21 protein-coding genes are annotated in these 20,042 nt (G+C 40.5%); 14 read left to right on the top strand and 7 right to left on the bottom strand.

Features of this window, described 5'->3' with window-relative positions:
• Positions 1-289 precede the first annotated feature (289 nt).
• The 4 genes from BM375_RS10810 (at position 290) to recA (ending at position 4,061) form a co-directional block, all read left to right on the top strand.
• A complete protein-coding gene (locus BM375_RS10810) occupies positions 290-1,270 on the top strand; it encodes a deoxyhypusine synthase family protein (RefSeq protein ID WP_093365958.1) in 981 nt (326 codons plus the stop codon).
• A 73-nt stretch (positions 1,271-1,343) separates the two neighbouring features.
• Entirely contained in the window at positions 1,344-1,865 is a 522-nt protein-coding gene (locus BM375_RS10805; protein ID WP_093365956.1) for a hypothetical protein, read from the top strand.
• A gap of 442 nt (positions 1,866-2,307) precedes the next feature.
• Positions 2,308-2,967 (top strand): endonuclease III, encoded by a 660-nt coding sequence (nth, locus tag BM375_RS10795; protein ID WP_093365953.1) that lies wholly within the window; start codon positions 2,308-2,310, stop codon positions 2,965-2,967.
• Positions 2,968-3,035: 68 nt separating this feature from the next.
• Entirely contained in the window at positions 3,036-4,061 is a 1,026-nt protein-coding gene (gene recA, locus BM375_RS10790; protein ID WP_093365951.1) for a recombinase RecA, read from the top strand.
• Positions 4,062-4,122: 61 nt separating this feature from the next.
• Here recA and BM375_RS10785 read toward each other — a convergent pair whose 3' ends face one another.
• Positions 4,123-5,751 carry a S8 family peptidase gene (locus BM375_RS10785; RefSeq protein ID WP_093365950.1) on the bottom strand — a complete coding sequence of 543 codons (1,629 nt, stop codon included), beginning with the start codon at positions 5,749-5,751 and terminating at the stop codon, positions 4,123-4,125.
• Positions 5,752-6,028: 277 nt separating this feature from the next.
• Positions 6,029-6,277 (bottom strand): hypothetical protein, encoded by a 249-nt coding sequence (locus tag BM375_RS17020; RefSeq protein WP_139227565.1) that lies wholly within the window; start codon positions 6,275-6,277, stop codon positions 6,029-6,031.
• 42 nt (positions 6,278-6,319) lie between these two features.
• Here BM375_RS17020 and BM375_RS17190 point away from each other — a divergent pair, with 42 nt between their 5' ends.
• The 3 genes from BM375_RS17190 (at position 6,320) to BM375_RS10770 (ending at position 9,092) form a co-directional block, all read left to right on the top strand.
• On the top strand, positions 6,320-6,487 hold the full coding sequence (locus BM375_RS17190) for a hypothetical protein (RefSeq protein ID WP_170852640.1): 168 nt from the start codon (positions 6,320-6,322) through the stop codon (positions 6,485-6,487).
• A gap of 154 nt (positions 6,488-6,641) precedes the next feature.
• On the top strand, positions 6,642-8,765 hold the full coding sequence (locus BM375_RS10775) for a S9 family peptidase (RefSeq protein WP_093366129.1): 2,124 nt from the start codon (positions 6,642-6,644) through the stop codon (positions 8,763-8,765).
• 96 nt (positions 8,766-8,861) lie between these two features.
• Positions 8,862-9,092, top strand: coding sequence for a hypothetical protein (locus BM375_RS10770; RefSeq protein ID WP_093365947.1), 231 nt, complete (start codon positions 8,862-8,864; stop codon positions 9,090-9,092).
• A gap of 11 nt (positions 9,093-9,103) precedes the next feature.
• Here the strand turns inward: BM375_RS10770 and BM375_RS10765 are convergent, their stop codons facing one another.
• Positions 9,104-9,337 carry a hypothetical protein gene (locus BM375_RS10765; RefSeq protein WP_093365946.1) on the bottom strand — a complete coding sequence of 78 codons (234 nt, stop codon included), beginning with the start codon at positions 9,335-9,337 and terminating at the stop codon, positions 9,104-9,106.
• Between the two features lie 495 nt (positions 9,338-9,832).
• On the opposite strand from BM375_RS10765, the gene BM375_RS10760 reads away from it, so the two are divergent.
• From BM375_RS10760 to argC, 4 genes are all read left to right on the top strand, one after another.
• Positions 9,833-10,549: a GNAT family N-acetyltransferase gene (locus tag BM375_RS10760; RefSeq protein WP_093365944.1), complete on the top strand. Its 717-nt coding sequence runs from the start codon at positions 9,833-9,835 to the stop codon at positions 10,547-10,549.
• A gap of 40 nt (positions 10,550-10,589) precedes the next feature.
• On the top strand, positions 10,590-11,774 hold the full coding sequence (gene argG, locus BM375_RS10755; RefSeq protein ID WP_093365942.1) for an argininosuccinate synthase: 1,185 nt from the start codon (positions 10,590-10,592) through the stop codon (positions 11,772-11,774).
• Positions 11,774-12,220 (top strand): GNAT family N-acetyltransferase, encoded by a 447-nt coding sequence (locus BM375_RS10750; protein ID WP_093365941.1) that lies wholly within the window; start codon positions 11,774-11,776, stop codon positions 12,218-12,220. Before argG ends, BM375_RS10750 begins: the two co-directional genes overlap by 1 nt.
• A gap of 155 nt (positions 12,221-12,375) precedes the next feature.
• Positions 12,376-13,395 (top strand): N-acetyl-gamma-glutamyl-phosphate reductase, encoded by a 1,020-nt coding sequence (gene argC, locus BM375_RS10745; protein WP_093365939.1) that lies wholly within the window; start codon positions 12,376-12,378, stop codon positions 13,393-13,395.
• A 39-nt stretch (positions 13,396-13,434) separates the two neighbouring features.
• Here the strand turns inward: argC and BM375_RS10740 are convergent, their stop codons facing one another.
• The 3 genes from BM375_RS10740 to BM375_RS10730 all read right to left on the bottom strand — a co-directional run bounded on the left by BM375_RS10740 (position 13,435) and on the right by BM375_RS10730 (position 16,071).
• Positions 13,435-14,247, bottom strand: a complete 813-nt coding sequence (locus tag BM375_RS10740) for a hypothetical protein (RefSeq protein WP_244525880.1) — start codon at positions 14,245-14,247, stop codon at positions 13,435-13,437.
• Between the two features lie 80 nt (positions 14,248-14,327).
• Complete coding sequence (gene hemL / locus BM375_RS10735) at positions 14,328-15,629, bottom strand: glutamate-1-semialdehyde 2,1-aminomutase (protein ID WP_093366127.1); 1,302 nt, start codon at positions 15,627-15,629, stop codon at positions 14,328-14,330.
• A gap of 88 nt (positions 15,630-15,717) precedes the next feature.
• Positions 15,718-16,071 (bottom strand): HesB/IscA family protein, encoded by a 354-nt coding sequence (locus BM375_RS10730; RefSeq protein ID WP_093365936.1) that lies wholly within the window; start codon positions 16,069-16,071, stop codon positions 15,718-15,720.
• Between the two features lie 91 nt (positions 16,072-16,162).
• Between BM375_RS10730 and BM375_RS10725 the strand changes: the two genes are divergently transcribed.
• The 3 genes from BM375_RS10725 (at position 16,163) to BM375_RS10715 (ending at position 19,558) form a co-directional block, all read left to right on the top strand.
• On the top strand, positions 16,163-16,699 hold the full coding sequence (locus BM375_RS10725; RefSeq protein ID WP_139227563.1) for a DUF7935 family protein: 537 nt from the start codon (positions 16,163-16,165) through the stop codon (positions 16,697-16,699).
• A 719-nt stretch (positions 16,700-17,418) separates the two neighbouring features.
• The gene (locus BM375_RS10720) at positions 17,419-18,690 is read left to right on the top strand and encodes a serine hydroxymethyltransferase (protein ID WP_093365933.1); all 1,272 of its coding nucleotides are present in this window, start codon (positions 17,419-17,421) and stop codon (positions 18,688-18,690) included.
• A gap of 280 nt (positions 18,691-18,970) precedes the next feature.
• Positions 18,971-19,558, top strand: coding sequence for an RNA polymerase sigma factor (locus BM375_RS10715; protein WP_093365931.1), 588 nt, complete (start codon positions 18,971-18,973; stop codon positions 19,556-19,558).
• A gap of 57 nt (positions 19,559-19,615) precedes the next feature.
• Here the strand turns inward: BM375_RS10715 and BM375_RS10710 are convergent, their stop codons facing one another.
• Positions 19,616-19,987 carry a DUF488 domain-containing protein gene (locus tag BM375_RS10710; protein WP_093365930.1) on the bottom strand — a complete coding sequence of 124 codons (372 nt, stop codon included), beginning with the start codon at positions 19,985-19,987 and terminating at the stop codon, positions 19,616-19,618.
• Between the last annotated feature and the right edge of the window lie 55 nt (positions 19,988-20,042).

The following is a 20,042-nucleotide window of genomic DNA, read 5'->3' as shown; positions in this document are numbered from 1 at the left end:
ATGCTGGTTAGCAGTGAAAGGGGGGCTCGTTTGAGTCCCCTTTTTCATTGTAGGTCTTTCATGTTTTGTGTAAGATTTATTACTTTTAGTCCATGGGAGAAAATGCTTGGCAATTGGGTGCTGAAGAATTTGTTGTGCTGGCAGTATTGTTGGTTATCTTAGTGTTTTTTGGTTTGGTTTTTAAAAGATTGCTAAGAAGGAAGTGATATAGACTTCCGAAGTTTTCAAAACTTCGGAAGTCTGATAAAATACATGTACCTTTGTATAGTAAAATAGAAAAATAGAAACTATGAGTACACAGAAAGGTCCTATTTCTCAGTTTTTAGAGAAAAACTACCTGCATTTCAATGCTGCTGCTTTGGTAGACGCAGCAAAAGGTTATGAGACGCACCTATTGGAAGGTGGGAAAATGTTGATTTCTTTAGGTGGTGCTATGAGTACTGCGGAGCTTGGAATCTCATTGGCAGAGATGATCCGTCAGGATAATGTACATATCATTTCTTGTACAGGAGCCAACCTGGAAGAAGATGTGATGAACTTAGTTGCTCACTCGCATTATAAACGTGTGCCGAATTATCGTGATTTGACACCAGAGCAAGAAAGAGAATTATTAGACCAGCATTATAACCGGGTAACAGATACCTGTATACCTGAGGAAGAAGCATTTCGTCGTTTGCAGAAACACTTAGAAGATGTGTGGCATGAAGCTGAAGCAAATGGAAAGCGTTATTTACCGCATGAGTTTTTATATCAAGTGGTAAATTCAGGGGTATTGGAACAATATTATGAAATTGATCCTAAAAACTCCTGGATTGTCGCTGCAGCAGAGAAAAATCTGCCGATCGTTTGTCCGGGTTGGGAAGATTCCACTACAGGTAATATTTTTGCGGCCAATGTTATCAAAGGTAATTTGAAAGCTTCTACCGTAAAATCGGGTATTGAATATATGATCTACCTAACGGAATGGTATCGTGCGAACTCTGAAGGAAAAGGTGTTGGATTCTTTCAGATTGCCGGTGGTATCTCTGGAGATTTTCCAATCTGTGTTGTACCGATGATGTATCAAGATTTGGAGTGGGAGGATGTGCCTTTCTGGTCATATTTCTGCCAGATTTCAGACTCTACTACTTCCTACGGATCGTACTCCGGAGCAGTACCAAACGAAAAGATTACTTGGGGTAAGTTGGACATCGATACGCCTAAATTTGTGGTGGAGTCCGATGCGACGATTGTTGCTCCCTTGATTTTCTCCTACGTTTTAGGACACTAATATAGTATAGCGAAATGCGTATTGCGTACAGTGATCAGCTGTTCGCAATACGCAATACTCATTACTCACTACTATGTTACACACGCATAATCCTGTAGCCTTGCAGGCTTTGATGTCGGAAACATTGTTTTCCCATGGAGAGACTGTGGAGCAAGCTGAATCGGTATCAGCACATATAGAGCCTATTAGCCAGACTTCCGGTGAAGAATTTATTTATCAGGGAGATAAGAGCAACGGTGTCCTCTTTATCTTGCGATATGCTGATTATCCTTACTTTTCTCCTCAAGCAGAGGATGCGTTTGTCAAAACGATTGGAGCATTGCAGTTGAGCTTACAGAATGTTGCGATTGTTAATCTGGCAAATCCGCACAACCCAAATGATTTCAAGCAGATTATGTCTTTTTTCCAACCCAGGAAAATCACTTTGCTTGGGGTAGAGCCGGCGTCATTAAAATTGCCACATATTGCGCATAATGCCTATATGAAAGGACGCGTTGCTACCGTATTCCATACATTCAGTTTTGAGGAAATGTTTGCTGACACAGCTAAAAAAAGAGCATTCTGGATGGAATTTAAAACCTTTATTGGATCGTAATTTTCTTAGGGAAGCTGATTGAATCTCTCAAACCTTTAAACTGTTCAATATTCCTTCTTATCTTGTATGCTTTCGGAAGTCCTTCTATCTGTATTACAGGGTCTTTTTAATAAAAAGTGAAAAAATGTTAAATCTTATATACTATATCAATACATCCGACGTTTATATAGGAAAGAAAAGCTTATGGTAGAATATTTTACAAACGAAACTGATACCGAATTAAGCAGCGAAACGGAGATGGAGATCGGAAGTATAAATGAAGTTTTTGAAACAAAATTGAGAACCAATCTGAAAGCATTGGTAAAAGATCCCACACAAAGTAGCATTGAAAATATCTTGAATTTTTCAAAAAGCTTAAGGAAGTAAATGGCAAAGTCTCTAACAAGTTTAGAGACTTTGTTTTTTAGGTTGGCTTGAAGCATTAGTTTGAATATCTTTGTTTATGTTAAAAAAAGAGAGGTATCAAGCATTTGTGCAATATTTTTCTACGCATAATCCTGATGCGCAGACCGAACTGAATTACAGTAACCCCTATGAATTGTTGGTCGCCGTTATTTTGTCGGCTCAATGTACCGATAAACGTATTAATCAGGTAACTCCGGCATTGTTCGAACGATTTCCAGATGCAGCTTCATTGGCAGTAAGTACATCGGATGAGGTTTTTACTTATATCCGTTCGGTGAGTTACCCCAATAACAAAGCAAAACATTTGGTAGGCATGGCTCAAAAGCTGTTGAGCGAATTTGGCGGTATAGTGCCTGAAAAGGTAGAGGATTTGGTGAAACTGCCAGGTGTAGGGCGAAAAACGGCAAATGTCATATCTTCGGTTGTCTATAACCAACCGGCTATGGCTGTGGATACACATGTATTTCGGGTAAGTAACCGGCTGGGGTTGACCAGTCGTGCAACAACGCCTTTGGCCGTGGAAAAACAATTGGTCAAATATCTTCCGAAGGAAACAATTGCAGTTGCGCACCATTGGTTAATATTGCATGGAAGATATATATGTCTCGCTCGTAAACCGAAGTGTGAGGAATGTCCAATCACCTACTTCTGTAAATATTTTGAAAAGACGTATAAGGTAAAAGAAATTAAAAGCTAATTTTGTTAGTAAAATATTTTGTTTAATTGCGACAATAGTTTTATCTTTGAATATAATATACTAAAAATATGAGTAACGCAGATAAATTAAAGGCATTACAGCTGACTTTAGATAAATTGGAGAAATCGTACGGTAAAGGTACGATTATGAAACTGGGCGATTCAGCCGTCGAACCCATCGAATCTATTTCTACAGGTTCATTGGGATTGGATATTGCTTTGGGAATCGGAGGTGTGCCAAAGGGACGTATCATTGAGATTTACGGTCCGGAATCGTCGGGTAAGACTACCTTAGCCACACATATTGTTGCCGAAGCGCAGAAGAAAGGTGGTATTGCAGCTATCATCGATGCAGAACACGCTTTTGATAAGTATTATGCGCAAAAATTGGGTGTCGATGTTGAGAATCTATTGATCTCCCAACCGGATAACGGGGAACAAGCCTTAGAAATCGCCGATAATCTGATCCGGTCTGGAGCTATTGATGTGATTGTAATTGACTCTGTTGCAGCATTGGTGCCAAAAGGAGAGATTGAAGGTGAAATGGGTGACTCCAAAATGGGGCTTCAAGCGCGTTTGATGTCACAGGCTTTGCGTAAACTGACAGGTACAATTTCCAAAACGAACTGTTGTTGTATTTTCATCAACCAGCTGCGTGAGAAAATTGGTGTAATGTTTGGTAATCCGGAAACCACAACGGGTGGTAATGCATTAAAGTTCTATGCTTCGGTGCGTTTGGATATTCGCCGTGCATCACAGATTAAAGATGGTGATGAAGTGGCTGGTAACCGCGTGAAGGTGAAAATTGTAAAAAATAAGGTTGCACCTCCTTTCCGTATCGCGGAGTTTGATATTATGTTTGGAGAAGGAATATCGAAAGTTGGTGAGATTATTGATTTGGGAGTAGAATACGGTATCGTTAAAAAAGCAGGTTCTTGGTTTAGCTATGGCGACACGAAATTAGGACAGGGTAGAGATGCGGTTAAGACACTTTTATTGGATAACCCAGATTTGAGCGATGAACTAGAAGAGAAAATTCGTGCGGAAGTGAGTGGGGTTGATTTGGATCAAGCTGCTCTCGGAGACGAAGATTAAGGTTATTGAATAGACCTATAAAGTAAATAAAATAGGCTTCCGTTACGGAAGCCTATTTTATTTACTTTTTCTTATCCTGCACATAGCTATCCGCTTCTTGGATAGCTTTATAAGCATTGACAATTCCACCCGTTACACTGATTTCATCTAAATATACTTTTTTAGATGAACCGTCCACACGGATTTTTACTTTCTGATCTACTTTAGTAACGGATTTCATGATGATGTCCTTTACTTCCTTGGCGGTCAGCTCCGGGTAATACGAACGTAATAAAGCTGCTAATCCCGATACGACAGGAGCTGCCATACTGGTGCCGTCCTGCTCTTTATATTTGGATTCCGGCATAGTGGAGTTAATCTTAACACCAGGAGCAAATACATCAACCGATTTGTATCCAAAATTGGAAAAGCTCGCCAGTAATTCATCATTAACTTTTGAAGATGTCGCACCTACTGTAATCCAGTTGGAAGCCTCTCCAATGACAGCCTCTAAACTATCGGTATAGTATTTTGTTGGATAATTTTTATTGATATCGACATCTTTGGAATCATTTCCTGCGGCATGTACCAATAAAACATCTTTCTCTTCCGCATATTTAATAGCCTCGTCAACGGTCTGCTTATTGTACACATAGCCTTTTCCAAAGCTCATATTGATTACTTTGGCACCATTGTCTACGGCATAACGTATACCGTTGGCCACATCTTTGTCACGCTCATCACCATCAGGCACAATGCGCACACCCATAATCTGTACATTGTCGGCTACACCATCAACACCGATACCGTTTTGGCGTTTCGCACCAATGATTCCGGCGACATGTGTTCCATGATCCGCATCAGGTCCCTTGATGTCAGGATTGCCATAATGGCGCTCCGTTACATCTTCGTAATTATCACCAATAATGTGACGGGAGTCGTAGTCTTTGTTTAAATGGTATTCTGCTTGGCCATGAAAATATTTAACACCTTCTTGTAGGTCTTCGTAGAAGTTTTCAAAGGAAGTATTATCCAGTTCACGTTTGGCCATGCGGATCGCCATTTTTTGACGATCAGAAGTGGCAGTGTAATTGTTGATATCGGCCTTGGTAATATCTTTAGGCTCTTTTCCCAAAGCCTTGATGACAGCGTCCATTTCCTCTTTTAAGCGGGAATAGTTGACATTTCCGAAATTAGCTTGATCTGCTTTGGAGGTGTACTCTCCAACCATACGTTGGTAAGCCACAAACTCTCTTCTTTCGGCTTCTGTCAGCGGAGTGGTTGGCAATACGGAAATGTATTTGGGTTCGTACAAGCGGATAAGTCGGGTCACTTCCAAGTTGTCGTACTGTACATTCTCACCATTGGCGTTGCCCAAGAAATTCCAGCCATGAATATCGTCTACATAGCCATTTCCGTCATCATCTTGCCCGTTATTTGCGGTCTCTTTAGGATTAACCCACATCACATCCTTAAGATCCTCGTGATTATAATCCACACCGCCATCTAGCACGCCTACAATGACAGGCTGGGACGGGCGACCCTTCAATAACTCATAGGCTTTCTCGGTACTGATGCCCATGATGCCATCTTGTTGTAAATCGAGATTATACCAATTTGGAGGGTTGGTGTTTTCTTTGGACTGTGCAAAACCTGTAAAGGGCAATATGCTGATGCCCAACAGGGCAACAAATAATTTTCTTTTATCCATATACTATTAAAAATTTAACGATCGAAATATATTGATTTATGAACAAATATAATGTTAAAATGATTTAAAACTGTCCATGTCATTAGTTATTGCTGTCTTATTGCGTGTTTGACCGGATTATATAGGATAAGGATTAACCCTGCAAGAATGTTTTTTAAAGGAGGAGTTTTGAAGTGAAATGGAGGTTTTTTCTCTACAATATGTTGATTTTTCCCATCGCACAACCTTTCCGTCCCTCGCCGGGACAAGGCATTCCTTTTTGTAGGGCAAAAAGGAATCAAAAACCCTTTGTCCCATCCGAGGTGGCTTTACCCACAACCCCAATGCGCACAAAGGAAATCCCTCTGAAGGCTGAAACCACTGTCCGAAGCCTTTTAGATTGCTTCGGACAATAATTTCCATGCCTTTCCCTTCCACACAATCCCTCGGGATTTCCATTGTCTTTCCGCCACTGGGATGGAACAGATACCGCATTCGCGTTGTTCGGTAGAAGAGGGTGATGAAAATCGTCTTCCTTTACTCGCACAAACCAATCCTTAACGGAAAATGTCGCCTCAAACTATTCTCGATGCGGGATAAGTGCGGGGATGTGGGACGCATCAAAAGTTTTGACCATGTAGAAAGATATTCCTTGCACTATCTATCTGGTCAAAGCTTTTTAGCGACGAGTTTTGACCCACTTTTGCGGTCAAAAGTGGGAAAAGCCCGTCCGGCTTCGGAGGACAAAATTGCCTAATAAAAACCTCCATATATTTTAAGCATAAAATAAGATAAGTTTGTCCTGGATTAGAATTAAAATATTATACAATGCTTCCGTAGAATTTGTACATTTAACTATATTTAATCCGTTTGATATGAGAATCAACAGAAAATTTAATTACATAATAGCAATGAGTATAGCTGTGACAGGATGTGCGCAACAAAAAGAACATAGTCCCGTGAAATGGCCGGAAGCAGATGCACCAATAGCTACGGTAAAGCCCTATCAACGTATAATTCATGGAGATACGGTTGTGGATAACTACTATTGGTTGAATGATTATTTTAAACAAGGTCCAGATAGTGGAGAAGTGGTAAAATATCTAGAGGCTGAAAACGCCTATACCAACGCGATGATGAAGGGGACGGAGGCTTTACAAGAAAAGCTGTTCAATGAAATGAAATCGCGTATCAAAGAGAAAGATGAGTCGGTTCCGTATTTGAAAAACGGCTATTATTATTACAGTCGGACAGAGGAAGGAGAGCAATATTACAAGTTCTGTCGTAAGAAAGGTTCGTTAGATGCGCCTGAAGAAGTCCTGTTGGATGTGGATGCGATGGCGAAAGGCAAGCCTTATTTTGCTGCAAATGGTTTTTCAGTAAGTCCAGATAATAAATTGCTTGCTTTTGGTGTCGATGAAGTATCGCGAAGAGAATATATTATCCATATCAAAAACTTGGAAACGGGAGAGATTCTCCCAGACCGCATTATGCGGACTTCGGGAAGTGCAACTTGGGCTGCGGACAATAGAACTATTTTCTATACCTCCAAAAATCCGATTACCTTACTTTCGGAGAAAATCAAACGGCATACGTTGGGTACAGCCGAAGGTCAGGATGTAGTCGTGTATGACGAGAAAGATAATACCAATTATATCGGTGTTGGCAAATCTAAAAACGGGAAATATATCTTTATCCAATCACAAAGTACCATGAGTGCCGAGGTAAGGTATCTCAAGGCAGATGATCCCAACGGTGAATTTCAAGTTTTTCAGCCACGGATGAAAGATGTGCTCTATTCCGTTGTTCCCTTGGAAGACAGGTTTTTGATTGTGACCAATGCAGACAATGCCCAGAACTTCAAGGTTGTTGAGACTCCACTGGATAAAACAGGGAAAGAAAACTGGAAGAATTTTATTCCCCACCGTCAGGATGTTTTGGTACAGGATATTGACGAATTCAAAGATTTTTTGGTCGTGTCTGAGCGTAAGAATGGATTGACTAACTTGTCGATTCGTCAGTTGAAAGACAATGTGGTGCATGATTTAGATTTTGGTGAAGCAGCATATACCGTATATCCGAGCATAAATGCGGAATATGATACAGATGTAGTGCGTTACGGATATACGTCTATGGTAACGCCTTCTTCTACGTTTGATTATAATATGCATAGCCGGGAAAAGACTTTGTTGAAACAGCAAGAGGTATTGGGGGGCTATGATGCTGAAAAATATGTGACCGAACGTGCGTTTGCAACAGCGACTGATGGTACGAAAGTGCCTATTTCGTTGGTGTATAAAAAAGGAACGAAAAAAGATGGTTCAGCACCGTTGTATCTCTACGCTTATGGTTCGTATGGTTCTTCTATGGAGCCAACTTTTAGTTCTTCCAGATTATCGCTGCTGGATCGTGGGTTCATTTATGCAATAGCACATATCCGTGGGGGCGAGGAAATGGGGCGTCAATGGTACGAAGACGGTAAATTGATGAAAAAGAAAAATACATTTACGGACTTTATCGATTGTGGTCAGTATCTGATAGATCAGAAATACACTTCCAAAGGACATTTGTACGCTGAAGGCGGTAGTGCGGGAGGCTTGTTGATGGGGGCTGTTATCAATATGGCTCCAGATATGTGGAATGGTGTGATTGCTGCTGTTCCTTTTGTGGATGTGGTCAATACCATGCTGGATGAGACTATTCCGCTAACGACCAACGAGTATGATGAATGGGGAAACCCAAACAATAAGGATGCGTATGATTATATGAAATCGTATTCGCCTTATGAAAATATCGAGGCCAAAGAATACCCTAATTTGTTAGTCACTACTGGATTGCACGATAGTCAGGTGCAGTATTTTGAACCTGCAAAATGGGTGGCAAAATTACGGGCAACCAAAAAAGGAAACAATGTTGTACTTTTGAAAACCGACATGGATTTTGGGCATGGCGGTGCCTCCGGTCGTTTTGATTATCTGAAAGACCAAGCGCTTGAATGGGCGTTTATCTTGAAATTGGAGGGGATTACACAGTAGTAGAATTAAGACTTCCGAAGTTTCCACAACTTCGGAAGTCTTTCGTTATAGATATTCTGAAAAGTAACAAAATGAGAAAAGTAGTAACACTTTTTCATGTTGACATCAACGATTTATGTGAATGAGGATGGTGTATTGAACGATGATAAATACGATTATGACGAAATTGGTTATCCTTATGTTTACCAACTTGAGCAAACGATCTATTGTTATGAATTGTCACGTGAATGCGCGCGCAAACCTAATCTTGATCCCCTCAAAATAAAATATGAACAAAGAACAGATGATGATAGGCCGATCTTAAAAGAATCTGAGGTGGATAATTAATCCACACAAATCTAATTTTTGGAATTTTCTTTTTCCTGCTCGCGGGCGTCGATCTGATGCTGTTTGTAGTTTTGGATTGCTATTTTACTGGCCCTTTGAGAAACTACGAGTGCAACGATGGCTATAACCGTTATGACAGCAACTCCCCATGCGTATTTTTTCTTATCCTGCTTGATAAGCCAATACATGAAAAAGACATAGGGAATACCGAAAATAATGTAAAATATAATACTTGGACCAACCATCGTTTGTTTGATTTTTTCTCTGCAAAATTACCGAAAATTATATACATTAAAGAAACGCCCTGCTAATCCTTGACGAAGGGCTGACAAGGATTTTTGAACCTTTTATTGATTTTGGTGTCTTTTTAACAGATTAGCGATAAGATTGGGGGCAATATATTTTTTTATCAAAAAATATGTATGACTATTGCGGAAAAGAAAAAGTTATTTTTTACTTTTGTCCAATCAAAAGATGAAGAGATAAGAATGAACTGTTCTAAAGTATATATTGGTTTATCTGCGCAGATGCAACATACATCTGTAATAGGTGGCTTATATACTTTTCGTTCTATCAACTGTCCTATCTTGAGATTCCGACGACCTATACTGCCTCGAGCTTGATTCGGAGGCAGGCTACTTCCATTTGAAGCCATCACCCGGCTCGGTGATTCCCCTTTGTTAATTCATTAATTTTGACAGCACGTAAAGTGCAATTTGATTTTAGGTCTGCATCATAAGATGACACTTTCAGATTTCTTAATTATTCCTGCGACAGCTGAACACATTAGCTATGCGGAAACCATCTGTAACGAAATGTTTGAGTCTGCAAAGGCTCGTGGGACAGGTATTGCGCGCCGTAAACCTGAATATGTGGCGCGTAAGATAGAAGAGGGTAAGGCTGTAATAGCGCTACATAAGGATGGGCGTTGGGCTGGTTTCTGTTACATTGAAACATGGGGACATGGTGATTATGTGGCTAACTCAGGGCTTATCGTAAGTCCGGAATTTAGAAAGGTTGGGTTGGCAAAAGCGATTAAGAAACGTATATTTGATTTGTCGCGGGAGAAATATCCCAACTCGAAAATATTTGGATTGACAACAGGATTGGCCGTGATGAAAATCAATTCGGATTTGGGTTATGAACCTGTTACTTATTCGGAATTGACGCAGGACGAGGAATTCTGGAAAGGCTGCCAGTCCTGTATAAATTTTGATATCTTAGTCAGCAAAGAACGGAAAAACTGTATGTGTACAGCGATGTTGTGGGATCCGGTAGAAAAAGAGCGTGAACTGAAGGAGAAAATCCAACGAAGAGCAGAGGCTAAAGAGCGGTTAGATCGAATTGTAAAGAAGCAATCCTTATTGAAACGTATTGAAGCCAAATTGTTTCGTTCTTCGAAGAAGTTTATCGCCGCGATTCTGCCTGTGGGAACTGGATTTGTAAAAGGGATATAATTTTGGGTTTTATTTTTGACTATTTACTTATTTAATAAACATGAAAAAAGTAGTATTGGCGTTTAGTGGTGGGTTGGATACCTCGTTTTGTTGTATTTATTTGTCGAAAGATCTTGGTCTTGAAGTACATTCTGTAGTGGTTAACACTGGTGGTTTTTCTGCTGAGGAAATACAGGCTATTGAGAAACGAGCTTACGAATTGGGTGTGAAGTCTCATACGACCATCGACGAAACCGAAAACTACTATCGTGATACGATTAAGTACTTGATTTTTGGCAATGTTTTGAAAAACGCGACTTATCCGCTTTCGGTATCCGCAGAGCGTGTATGCCAGGCAACGGCAATCGCGAATTATGCCAAAAAAATTGGGGCGGAATGTGTCGCTCATGGATCTACGGGAGCAGGTAATGACCAGGTGCGTTTTGATATGATTTTCAACACGCTGATTCCGGGAGTTGAGATTATTACACCTATCCGGGACCTGAAGCTGTCACGGGAAGCAGAGATCGAATATTTGAGCCAACATGGTTTTCCTTATAGTGCTGAAAAGGCAAAATATTCTATTAATAAGGGGCTTTGGGGCACGTCCGTCGGAGGAGCAGAGACACTGACATCTAATCAGTATCTTCCAGAATCAGCCTGGCCTACAGCGGCAACTTCTACTGAACCGAAAACCATTACCATTGATTTTGAGAAGGGGGAGCCTGTAGTGCTAAATGGTGAGAAAATCGGTGCAGTAAAAGTTATCCAACAGTTACAGGAGTTGGCACAACCCTACGGCATAGGTCGTGATATTCACATTGGTGATACGATTATCGGTATCAAAGGCCGTGTGGGTTTTGAAGCAGCTGGCCCTATTATTCTGGTTAAAGCGCACCATACTTTAGAAAAACATACGTTGACGAAATGGCAATTGTCATGGAAAGACCAAATCTCGGGATTCTATGGTAACTGGATGCATGAAGGTCAAATGCATGACCCGGTGATGCGTGATATTGAAGCATTCTTGACTTCGTCACAAGAAACTGTTACAGGGCGTGTTATTGTGGAGTTGCATCCTTACCGTTTTGTAATTGTGGGAATCGAGTCTGCCCATGATTTGATGAACAACAAGTTCGGCAGTTACGGTGAAATGAACGAAGGTTATACGGGAGATGACGTGAAAGGATTCTCTAAGATTTTCGGTAACCAGACGATTATCTGGCATAAAGTAAATGCTAAATAATGATCGTTGAGGGAACGTTAGCACATCTGGATGATTTGGTTGAATTATTTGACCGATATAGGGTTTTTTATCGGAAAGAATCGGATACAAAAGGTGCAAGAGAGTTCCTAACGGAAAGGCTTCAACATGAGGAGTCTGTTGTATACCTTTTTTATAAAGACGATATTGCAGCGGGCTTCACGCAGCTATATCCAAAATATTCTTCGGCTCGAATGGTTCAAAACTGGATTTTGAATGACTTGTTTGTGAAGGAGGAATATCGAAAGCTTGGAATTGGCGAACAGCTGATTAGTAGAGCATTCGAATTTGCGAAATCAAAAGGGGCAGCTTTTGTGCAATTGGAAACGCAGGTAGAAAATGTTAATGCACAGCGTTTATATGAGCGATTAAATTTTGAACTACAGGGGCCTGATACAGAGTTTTTGTTGTATAAGAGGAATGTGTAGAAAAGAAAAATTGGTATCGTCAGCTATTCGTTATTTTCTAAGTAGTATTCAGACTACTTTTTAGATTGGATTCGTAGTGCACTATGCTTAACACTAAGAATAGAGGTGTCTCAAGTAAAAAACTTATCACTTAACTACTTACAACTAAAATAAATATGAACAAGATTAAAGTTGGTATTGTTGGTTCGGCGGGGTATACCGGGGGAGAATTATTACGGGTATTGATTTATCATCCTGATGTAGAAATTGTATTTGCTAATTCAGCCTCTAATGCAGGAAATAAAGTCTATGCGGTACATAATGACTTATTTGGAGATACAGACTTAGAATTCTCTTCAGATTTCCAATCGGATATTGATGTTTTGTTTCTTTGTGTTGGTCATGGCGATGCAAGGAAGTTCTTGGAGGCAAATCCTGTCAGTGCTTCGGTTAAAATTATTGACTTATCGCAGGATTATCGCTTAAAAGCAAATACAGCTTATCAAGGACAACAATTTGTTTATGGTCTCCCTGAATTAAATCGTGAAAGGATAAAATCAGCACAGTATATTGCTAATCCAGGGTGTTTTGCCACAAATATCCAGCTGGCATTATTGCCTTTGGCTTCCAAAGGATTGTTGCCTGCCCAGGTTCACATCAATGCGACCACAGGCTCAACAGGAGCAGGACAGAAGCCAACAGCAACATCACATTTTTCTTGGCGGAGTAGCAATCTTTCTGCTTATAAATCTTTCGAACATCAGCATTTGCAAGAAGTTTCGGAATCGTTGGAGCAGTTACAAGCAGGTTTTCTTCCTGTTTCCGAACAGTCGCTTCTAGAGCGGGCGATGCAGCGTATCAACATGATTCCACAGCGAGGTGCTTTTCCAAGAGGAATCTTCTCGGCGATCTATGTAGACTCTGATCTATCGGAAAGCGAGGCTTATAACTTGTATGAAGAATATTATGCGTCACATCCTTTTACTTGGGTAAGTCGTTCTAATATAGATTTGAAGCAGGTCGTCAACACCAATAAAAGTATCATGCATCTCGAAAAACATGATAATAAATTGTTGATTCTGAACGCTACGGATAACCTTTTGAAAGGAGCGTCTGGTCAAGCGGTACAAAATATGAATTTGCTCTTTGATTTGGATGAAAGGGCAGGCTTGAATCTTAAGAGTGTAGGATTCTAAAAAGTAGGGGTTGCAAAATTTGCAACCCCTTTTTTATTTTTATTCTGCTGAAAGTTTTATTTTTCTTTCCACTGAAACATTGTCGCCAGAAACAGCATTTCCGTCTTTGTCAATCAAAGTGATTTTGATTGTGTTTTCACCTAATGGCAAGTTAAGGATTTCGTATGGTACCCATTGGTCCAAAACAAATTCCTGACCATTGATTTCAGCTTTTACTTTGTTGCCATTTGCACTTAGCTCACTGTTCGCAACGAAGAAATCCAACAACAACTGTTTGGTGTCGTCGCCTTTGTATTCGCCTTTTGGACGGCTATAAAAAAGAGATGGTTCTGTTGGTGCTGCAAGTTGTTCAACTTTAGCGTCTGCATCGATTTTGAATTTGACCAATTTATGTGCTTCAACCGTCTTTATAGATTCATGGAATGAGCGGGATAGGAAAGACATCAAATAATGTTCCGAGTTCACCGGGACAGTAACCGTATGTTCTGGTTTGTATAAAGCATCGTAAGGCTTGTTATCCAAAATAAAGTGGATATGTTGGCCGTCATGCGAGTTTGCCATATGGTGGTCATGCTCTGTCTGTGCGGTCAGTTCAAAGTTCTTAACATTGTATTTTACTGTAACTTTAGCCGAATCAGCTCCGACTTTCTCAGCAGTTATTGAAGCGACTTCTAATGTTGCACCCGGGAATTCCTTTGAATGGCTCAAGGGGTTTACTGCGATGGCACCAACAGAATCTTGTAGGGCTGTAGAGTCACGGACTTCGCCATCTGTGTTTTTTGTCGTTGGGTTACAGGAAACGATAGTTGCCGATACGGCAAGTAAAGCTAATGCTGTGTTCCAATTGTTCATTTTCATATTCTTTGTTTTTAGTTATACGTATGTTTATTTTTTGTCTATACTTAACAATCCTTTTCAAAAAAAGTTTAAATCTACTGAAAAACAACGTCTAAGGCTTCCTTAAGTGCCTGGATGGTTTTCTGTAGGTCTTCGGTTGAATGAGCAGCGGAAATAAAACCAACTTCATAACCTGAAGGCCCGAAATAAATACCTCTATTCAATAGTTCGCGATGCATGATTTTATATTTCTCCATAGAGGCAGGATCGATTTCATCAGCTCGTTTTATGCTTTCTGCTGTCGTGAAAGCAAACCAGAAAATAGAACCAACCGTGAAAATTTTCACTTCATATTGATGCTCCTCGATGTATGCGCGAAGGGTATTTACAAAGTCCTGGGTTGTTTGCTCCAATTTTTGGTAAAAGTCCGGTTGGTTTAAGATGCTCAGCGCAGCAATGCCGGCCGCCATAGCTACAGGATTTCCGGATAGCGTTCCGGCCTGGTAAACACCTCCGTCAGGAGAGATATGTGCCATGATTTCTTTGGAAGCTCCATATGCTCCTACTGGCATGCCTCCACCGATAATTTTACCGTAAGTTAGGATGTCCGGTCGTATGCCATAATAATGGGCGGCTCCTTGGAAACCTAGACGGAATCCAGTGATTACTTCGTCTAAAATCAATAAGGAACCCTGCTCTTGCGTGATTGCACGGAGATAGTGCATATAATCCTTATCTTGTAGAAGTAATCCGTTATTAGCAGGAATACCTTCTATAATGACGGCCGCAATTTGGTCTTTGAAACGGGAAAATACTTCTGTCAATGCTTCTTTGTCGTTGAGAGCGATCACGATAGTCTCATCAGCAAAGGCTTTAGGTACACCAGCAGAGGAAGTTTCTCCAAAAGTGACTAATCCTGAACCTGCTTTTACCAAAAGCGAGTCAGAGTGGCCATGGTAACAGCCTTCAAATTTAACGATTTTATCACGCTTAGTATAACCTCTGGCCAAGCGGATAGCTGACATAACAGCCTCTGTGCCGGAGCTAACAAAGCGAAGCTTTTCGATATACGTGTTGTTAGACAGAATAAGATCTGCCAATTCATTTTCTAATCGTGTTGGTGCGCCGAAGCTCAAACCTTTGTACAATTGCTCAGCTACCGCCTCCCGGATCTGTGGATTATTGTGTCCTAAGATAAGTGGCCCCCAAGAACAGCAGAAGTCGATAAATTCATTGCCGTCAGCATCCCAAAGATGGGCTTTATCACCACGTTCTATAAATAAAGGTGTGCCGTAAACGGATTTGAATGCCCGAACAGGAGAGTTTACTCCGCCAGGGAAATAATTTTTAGCTTTCTCAAAAAGTTCAGCTGACTTTTCACGTGAAATATCTGACATGTGTTTTTTTAGTATTGCGATATGCGTATTGCGAAACAGGAAAAACGATTCTGTTTTTCCTGTCAATGTTGTTTTTCCTGTAAGTGGCTTAAGCCGAAAAAGAGCTTCCGCAACCGCAGGTACTGGTTGCATTCGGGTTGTTGAATGTGAAACCGCGGGCATCTAATCCATTTTTGAAGTCGATTTCCATTCCCGCAAGGTATAGGCCGTGAGCTTTGTTCATGAAAATGCGGATTCCTTCTATTTCATATTCGCTATCGCCATCTTTCTTCTGGTCGAATCCTAAAATATAGCTCATTCCTGAACAGCCGCCACCTTCGACACCTATGCGAAGGCCAAAGTCTGCTCCGATCTCCTGTTGGTCGATTAATTTCTTTAGTTCTGTTACTGCGCCCGCTGTTAAAGTAACCGGAGCGGCAGTTATTGTGCTGTCTGTACTCATATCTAAAAATACTTTCTAATGAAACAAAAATACATATTTTTAGCTGGAAATCCTTTTAATCCCTATTTTTGACACTAACAAAACATATACGATGATGAGTAAAGAGTTTATTGATTTCTTCGGTCAGGTGCTGGCGATTACCTTTGGTGTGATTGCTGGAGGATTGTTGCTGTTTAGGGTGCTGTGGCCGAAAATAGAGTCCTATATCTTGAAGCTGAATGCATTGAACCAGAATAAGCTTTTCACCCGAGAGATGCAGCAGATGCGTTTTGCTGCGTATGAGCGATTGCTTCTTTTGACACATCGAATAGAACCTCAGCAGCTGATGTTGCGTAACCATCAAGAAGGCTTACCTGTGACTACTTTCGTAAATGCTCTGGTTGGCGAAGTTCAAGCAGAATACCAGCATAATTTAGCGCAACAACTCTATGTGTCAGATGTGGCGTGGACTTATATAAGTGATTTGAAGGATAATACGATAAAGCTCTTGCAGAACGGTAAAAAGGAATTGTCTGGCAATGCGGGGCTTGATCAATATATCGCTGTTGTGTTAAACCATATAAAATCGCTGGATGAAAACCCTTACCATGCTGTTCAGGTATTATTGAAGAAGGAATTGAATGGTTGATGACTTTCGCATAACCTTTCCGTCCCTCGCCGGGACAAGGCATTCCTTTTTGTAGGGCAAAAAGGAATCAAAACCGACCGAAGGGAGCTCATCGAAGATAAACCCTTTGTCCCATCCAAAGCGACTTTACCCACAACCCCAACGCGCACAAAGAAAATCCCTCCCAAGGCTGAAACCAATGTCCGAAGCTTTTAAATTGCTTCGGACAATAGTTTCTATGCCTTTTCCCTTTCCACACAATCCCTCGGAATTTCCTTTGCCTTTCCGCCACTTGGATGGGACAGATACCGCATTCGCGTTGTTCGGTAGAAGAGGGCGATGAAAATCGCCTTACTCTACTCGCACCAACCAATCCTTAACGGAAAATGTCGCCTCAAACTATTCTCGATACGGGATAAGTGCGGGGATGTGGGACGCATCAAACGTTTTGACCATGTAGAAAGATATTCCTTGCACTATCTATCTGGTCAAAGCTTTTCAGCGACGCTTTTTGGGTACCTTTTTCTAAAAAAGGTACGAAGCCTCTGCGGCCAGCGGAAAAAGAAATGTCTAATAAAAACTCTCCATTTTACTTCACTACCACTTCTTATACTTAAAATACAATGTTGCATACATTTACGCTGTGCGTCTTGTCTTTACCGCTTGTTCTTTAGTCTTTTTGTATTATCTTTGCAACGAATTTAAAAGAATATTAAAATTTACTCCTTAATCATACAATAATGGAAAGAGACCAGGTTGTTTTTAATCTGATTGCTGACGAGTTGAAACGTCAGGAAGAAGGTATTGAATTAATCGCTTCGGAAAACTTCGTGAGCAAGCAGGTGATGGAAGCTGCGGGTTCAGTATTGACAAATAAATATGCGGAAGGTCTACCGGGCAAACGCTACTATGGCGGTTGTGAAGTGGTAGACGAAATTGAAAGCATCGCTATCGATCGTGCTAAAAAATTGTTTGGTGCAGAATGGGTGAACGTACAGCCTCACTCGGGTGCTCAGGCTAACGCTGCGGTTTTCTTGGCTACTATTAAACCAGGTGATAAAATCTTAGGCCTTGACCTTTCTCACGGTGGACACTTGACACACGGTTCTCCGGCAAACTTGTCAGGTAAAATCTACCAACCCTTGTTCTACGGAGTAAAAGAAGATACTGGTCTTATTGACTATGAGCAGTTGGAAGAAACAGCATTGCGCGAAAAACCAAAGATGATTATCTGTGGTGCTTCGGCGTATTCACGTGATTGGGATTATGCACGTATCCGTAAGGTAGCTGATGAAATTGGTGCTTTATTGATGGCGGATATTTCGCATCCAGCAGGTTTAATCGCTAAAGGATTGTTGAATGATCCACTTCCTCACTGTCATATCGTGACGACAACAACACACAAAACATTGCGTGGTCCACGTGGAGGTATGATTATGGTGGGTAAGGATTTCGAAAATCCTTGGGGTATTAAGACTCCAAAAGGTGAAATCCGTACGATTACCCAATTGTTGGATTTGGCTGTTTTCCCAGGTACACAAGGTGGTCCATTGGAGCACACTATTGCGGCTAAAGCAATTGCTTATGGTGAAGCATTGACCGATGATTACTTGGAGTATGCTAAGCAAGTGAAGAAAAATGCACAGGCATTGGCACAGTTCTTTGTTGACCGTGATTACAAAATCATTTCTGGAGGTACAGATAATCACTTGATGTTAGTGGATTTGCGCAACAAAGATATTTCTGGTAAAGAAGCTGAAGCAGTGTTGGGAAAAGCAGGTATCACTACAAATAAAAATATGGTTCCATTCGATACACGTTCTCCATTTGTTACATCGGGTGTGCGTTTTGGTACAGCGGCGGTTACTACACGCGGTATCAAAGAGAATGAAATCATCCAGATTGGTGAGTTGATTGATGAGGCATTGAAAAGCCGTGACAACGATAGTCAATTGGGTAAAATTCATGATAAAGTGAAAACTTTGATGGCACAGTTCCCACTTTATAAATAGTGATGAAAATAAGGTAAGTGATCCGGTTTTTTTAACCTTCACTTCTATAACTTTAAAAGCTCGGCATGTAAATTGCGGAGCTTTTTTTGTAGACGATAGTAGTGTAACAACAATGTTGTAATTTGTGAATAAATGTTAAATATCAAATACTTAGTTTGTTTGTTCACTGTTTTTTTGTTGATTTGAATTAAGTAAACTATAATTAAAGACGCGCCTATAGCACACAATTACTCTAAATAAACACCGAACGAAAATTCAAACTAAATCTGGGAGATTTATTATGAAAATGCTAAAAGAAAAGAGTGATAAAGAGCTTATCCAGGCTTATGTAGCCGGTGATGAGCAGGGGATTGAAGAGTTGTTGAATAGGTACAAATCTAAAATATATACATCTATCTACCTTCAAGTCAAGGACGAATATCTGGCAGAGGATATTTTTCAGGAGACTTTCATTAAAGTAATCAAAACACTTAAATCCGGACGTTATAACGACGAAGGGAAGTTTTTACCTTGGGTTGTCCGTATTGCCCAAAACATGGTTATTGACCATTTTCGGAAAGAAAAGCGTGGGCTTACGGTTGTCAATAGTGATGGGTATGATATTTTTGATGTATTGCAATTTGCAGATGACAGTGTGGAATCGAAATTGATGGATACGCAACGGGATGTAGATTTGCGGAAGATTATACAGCTATTGCCGGACGACCAAAAAGAGGTGTTGATTATGCGTCATTTCTGTGATATGAGCTTTAAAGATATTGCAGATGTGACAAATGTAAGTATCAATACAGCATTAGGCCGTATGCGTTATGCATTGAACAATCTTCGGAAGATGATCGAAGAGAACAATATAGCTTTTCAATTGTAGAAAGGGGATAAGCTGTTTCAAAAAGAGGATTAATCCTCTTTTTGAAACAGCTTTTTTTTATTCTTTTCTTGCCCCATACGCTTTCTCCAAATATTCCTGAAGCACAAGCGCGTGTGTACGTATGGTATCTTTTGCGGCATATAAAAGTGTGATGGAGGACTGTTCTTCCCACTTTTCTAAATAATGTGCGATCTGATCATTTGCATCAAGCTCTTTGTTGTAACGCTGCTTAAATGTATTCCAATGCTCAGGTATATGACCAAATTCAATCCGTGCTTCAGTAGAAGGAGCGAGGTCTTTTGCCCATTCGTTTAAATGAGCATCTTCTTTCTTTACACCTCTTGGCCATAACCTATCAACCAATACACGATAACCGTCCTTCTCATCGAAGTCCTCGTATATCCGTTTAATGAAAATTTTGGGGTTCATCGTGCTATTAATTTTGGTAGGACAACAGAATTAAACAGAAATTGTTTGTTTTATG

Origin of the sequence: Sphingobacterium wenxiniae (genome assembly GCF_900116225.1) — a bacterium.
Lineage (GTDB): Bacteria > Bacteroidota > Bacteroidia > Sphingobacteriales > Sphingobacteriaceae > Sphingobacterium > Sphingobacterium wenxiniae.
The sequence above is the reverse complement of the archived record's forward strand: the minus strand, read 5'-3'. Positions and strand labels throughout refer to the sequence as shown.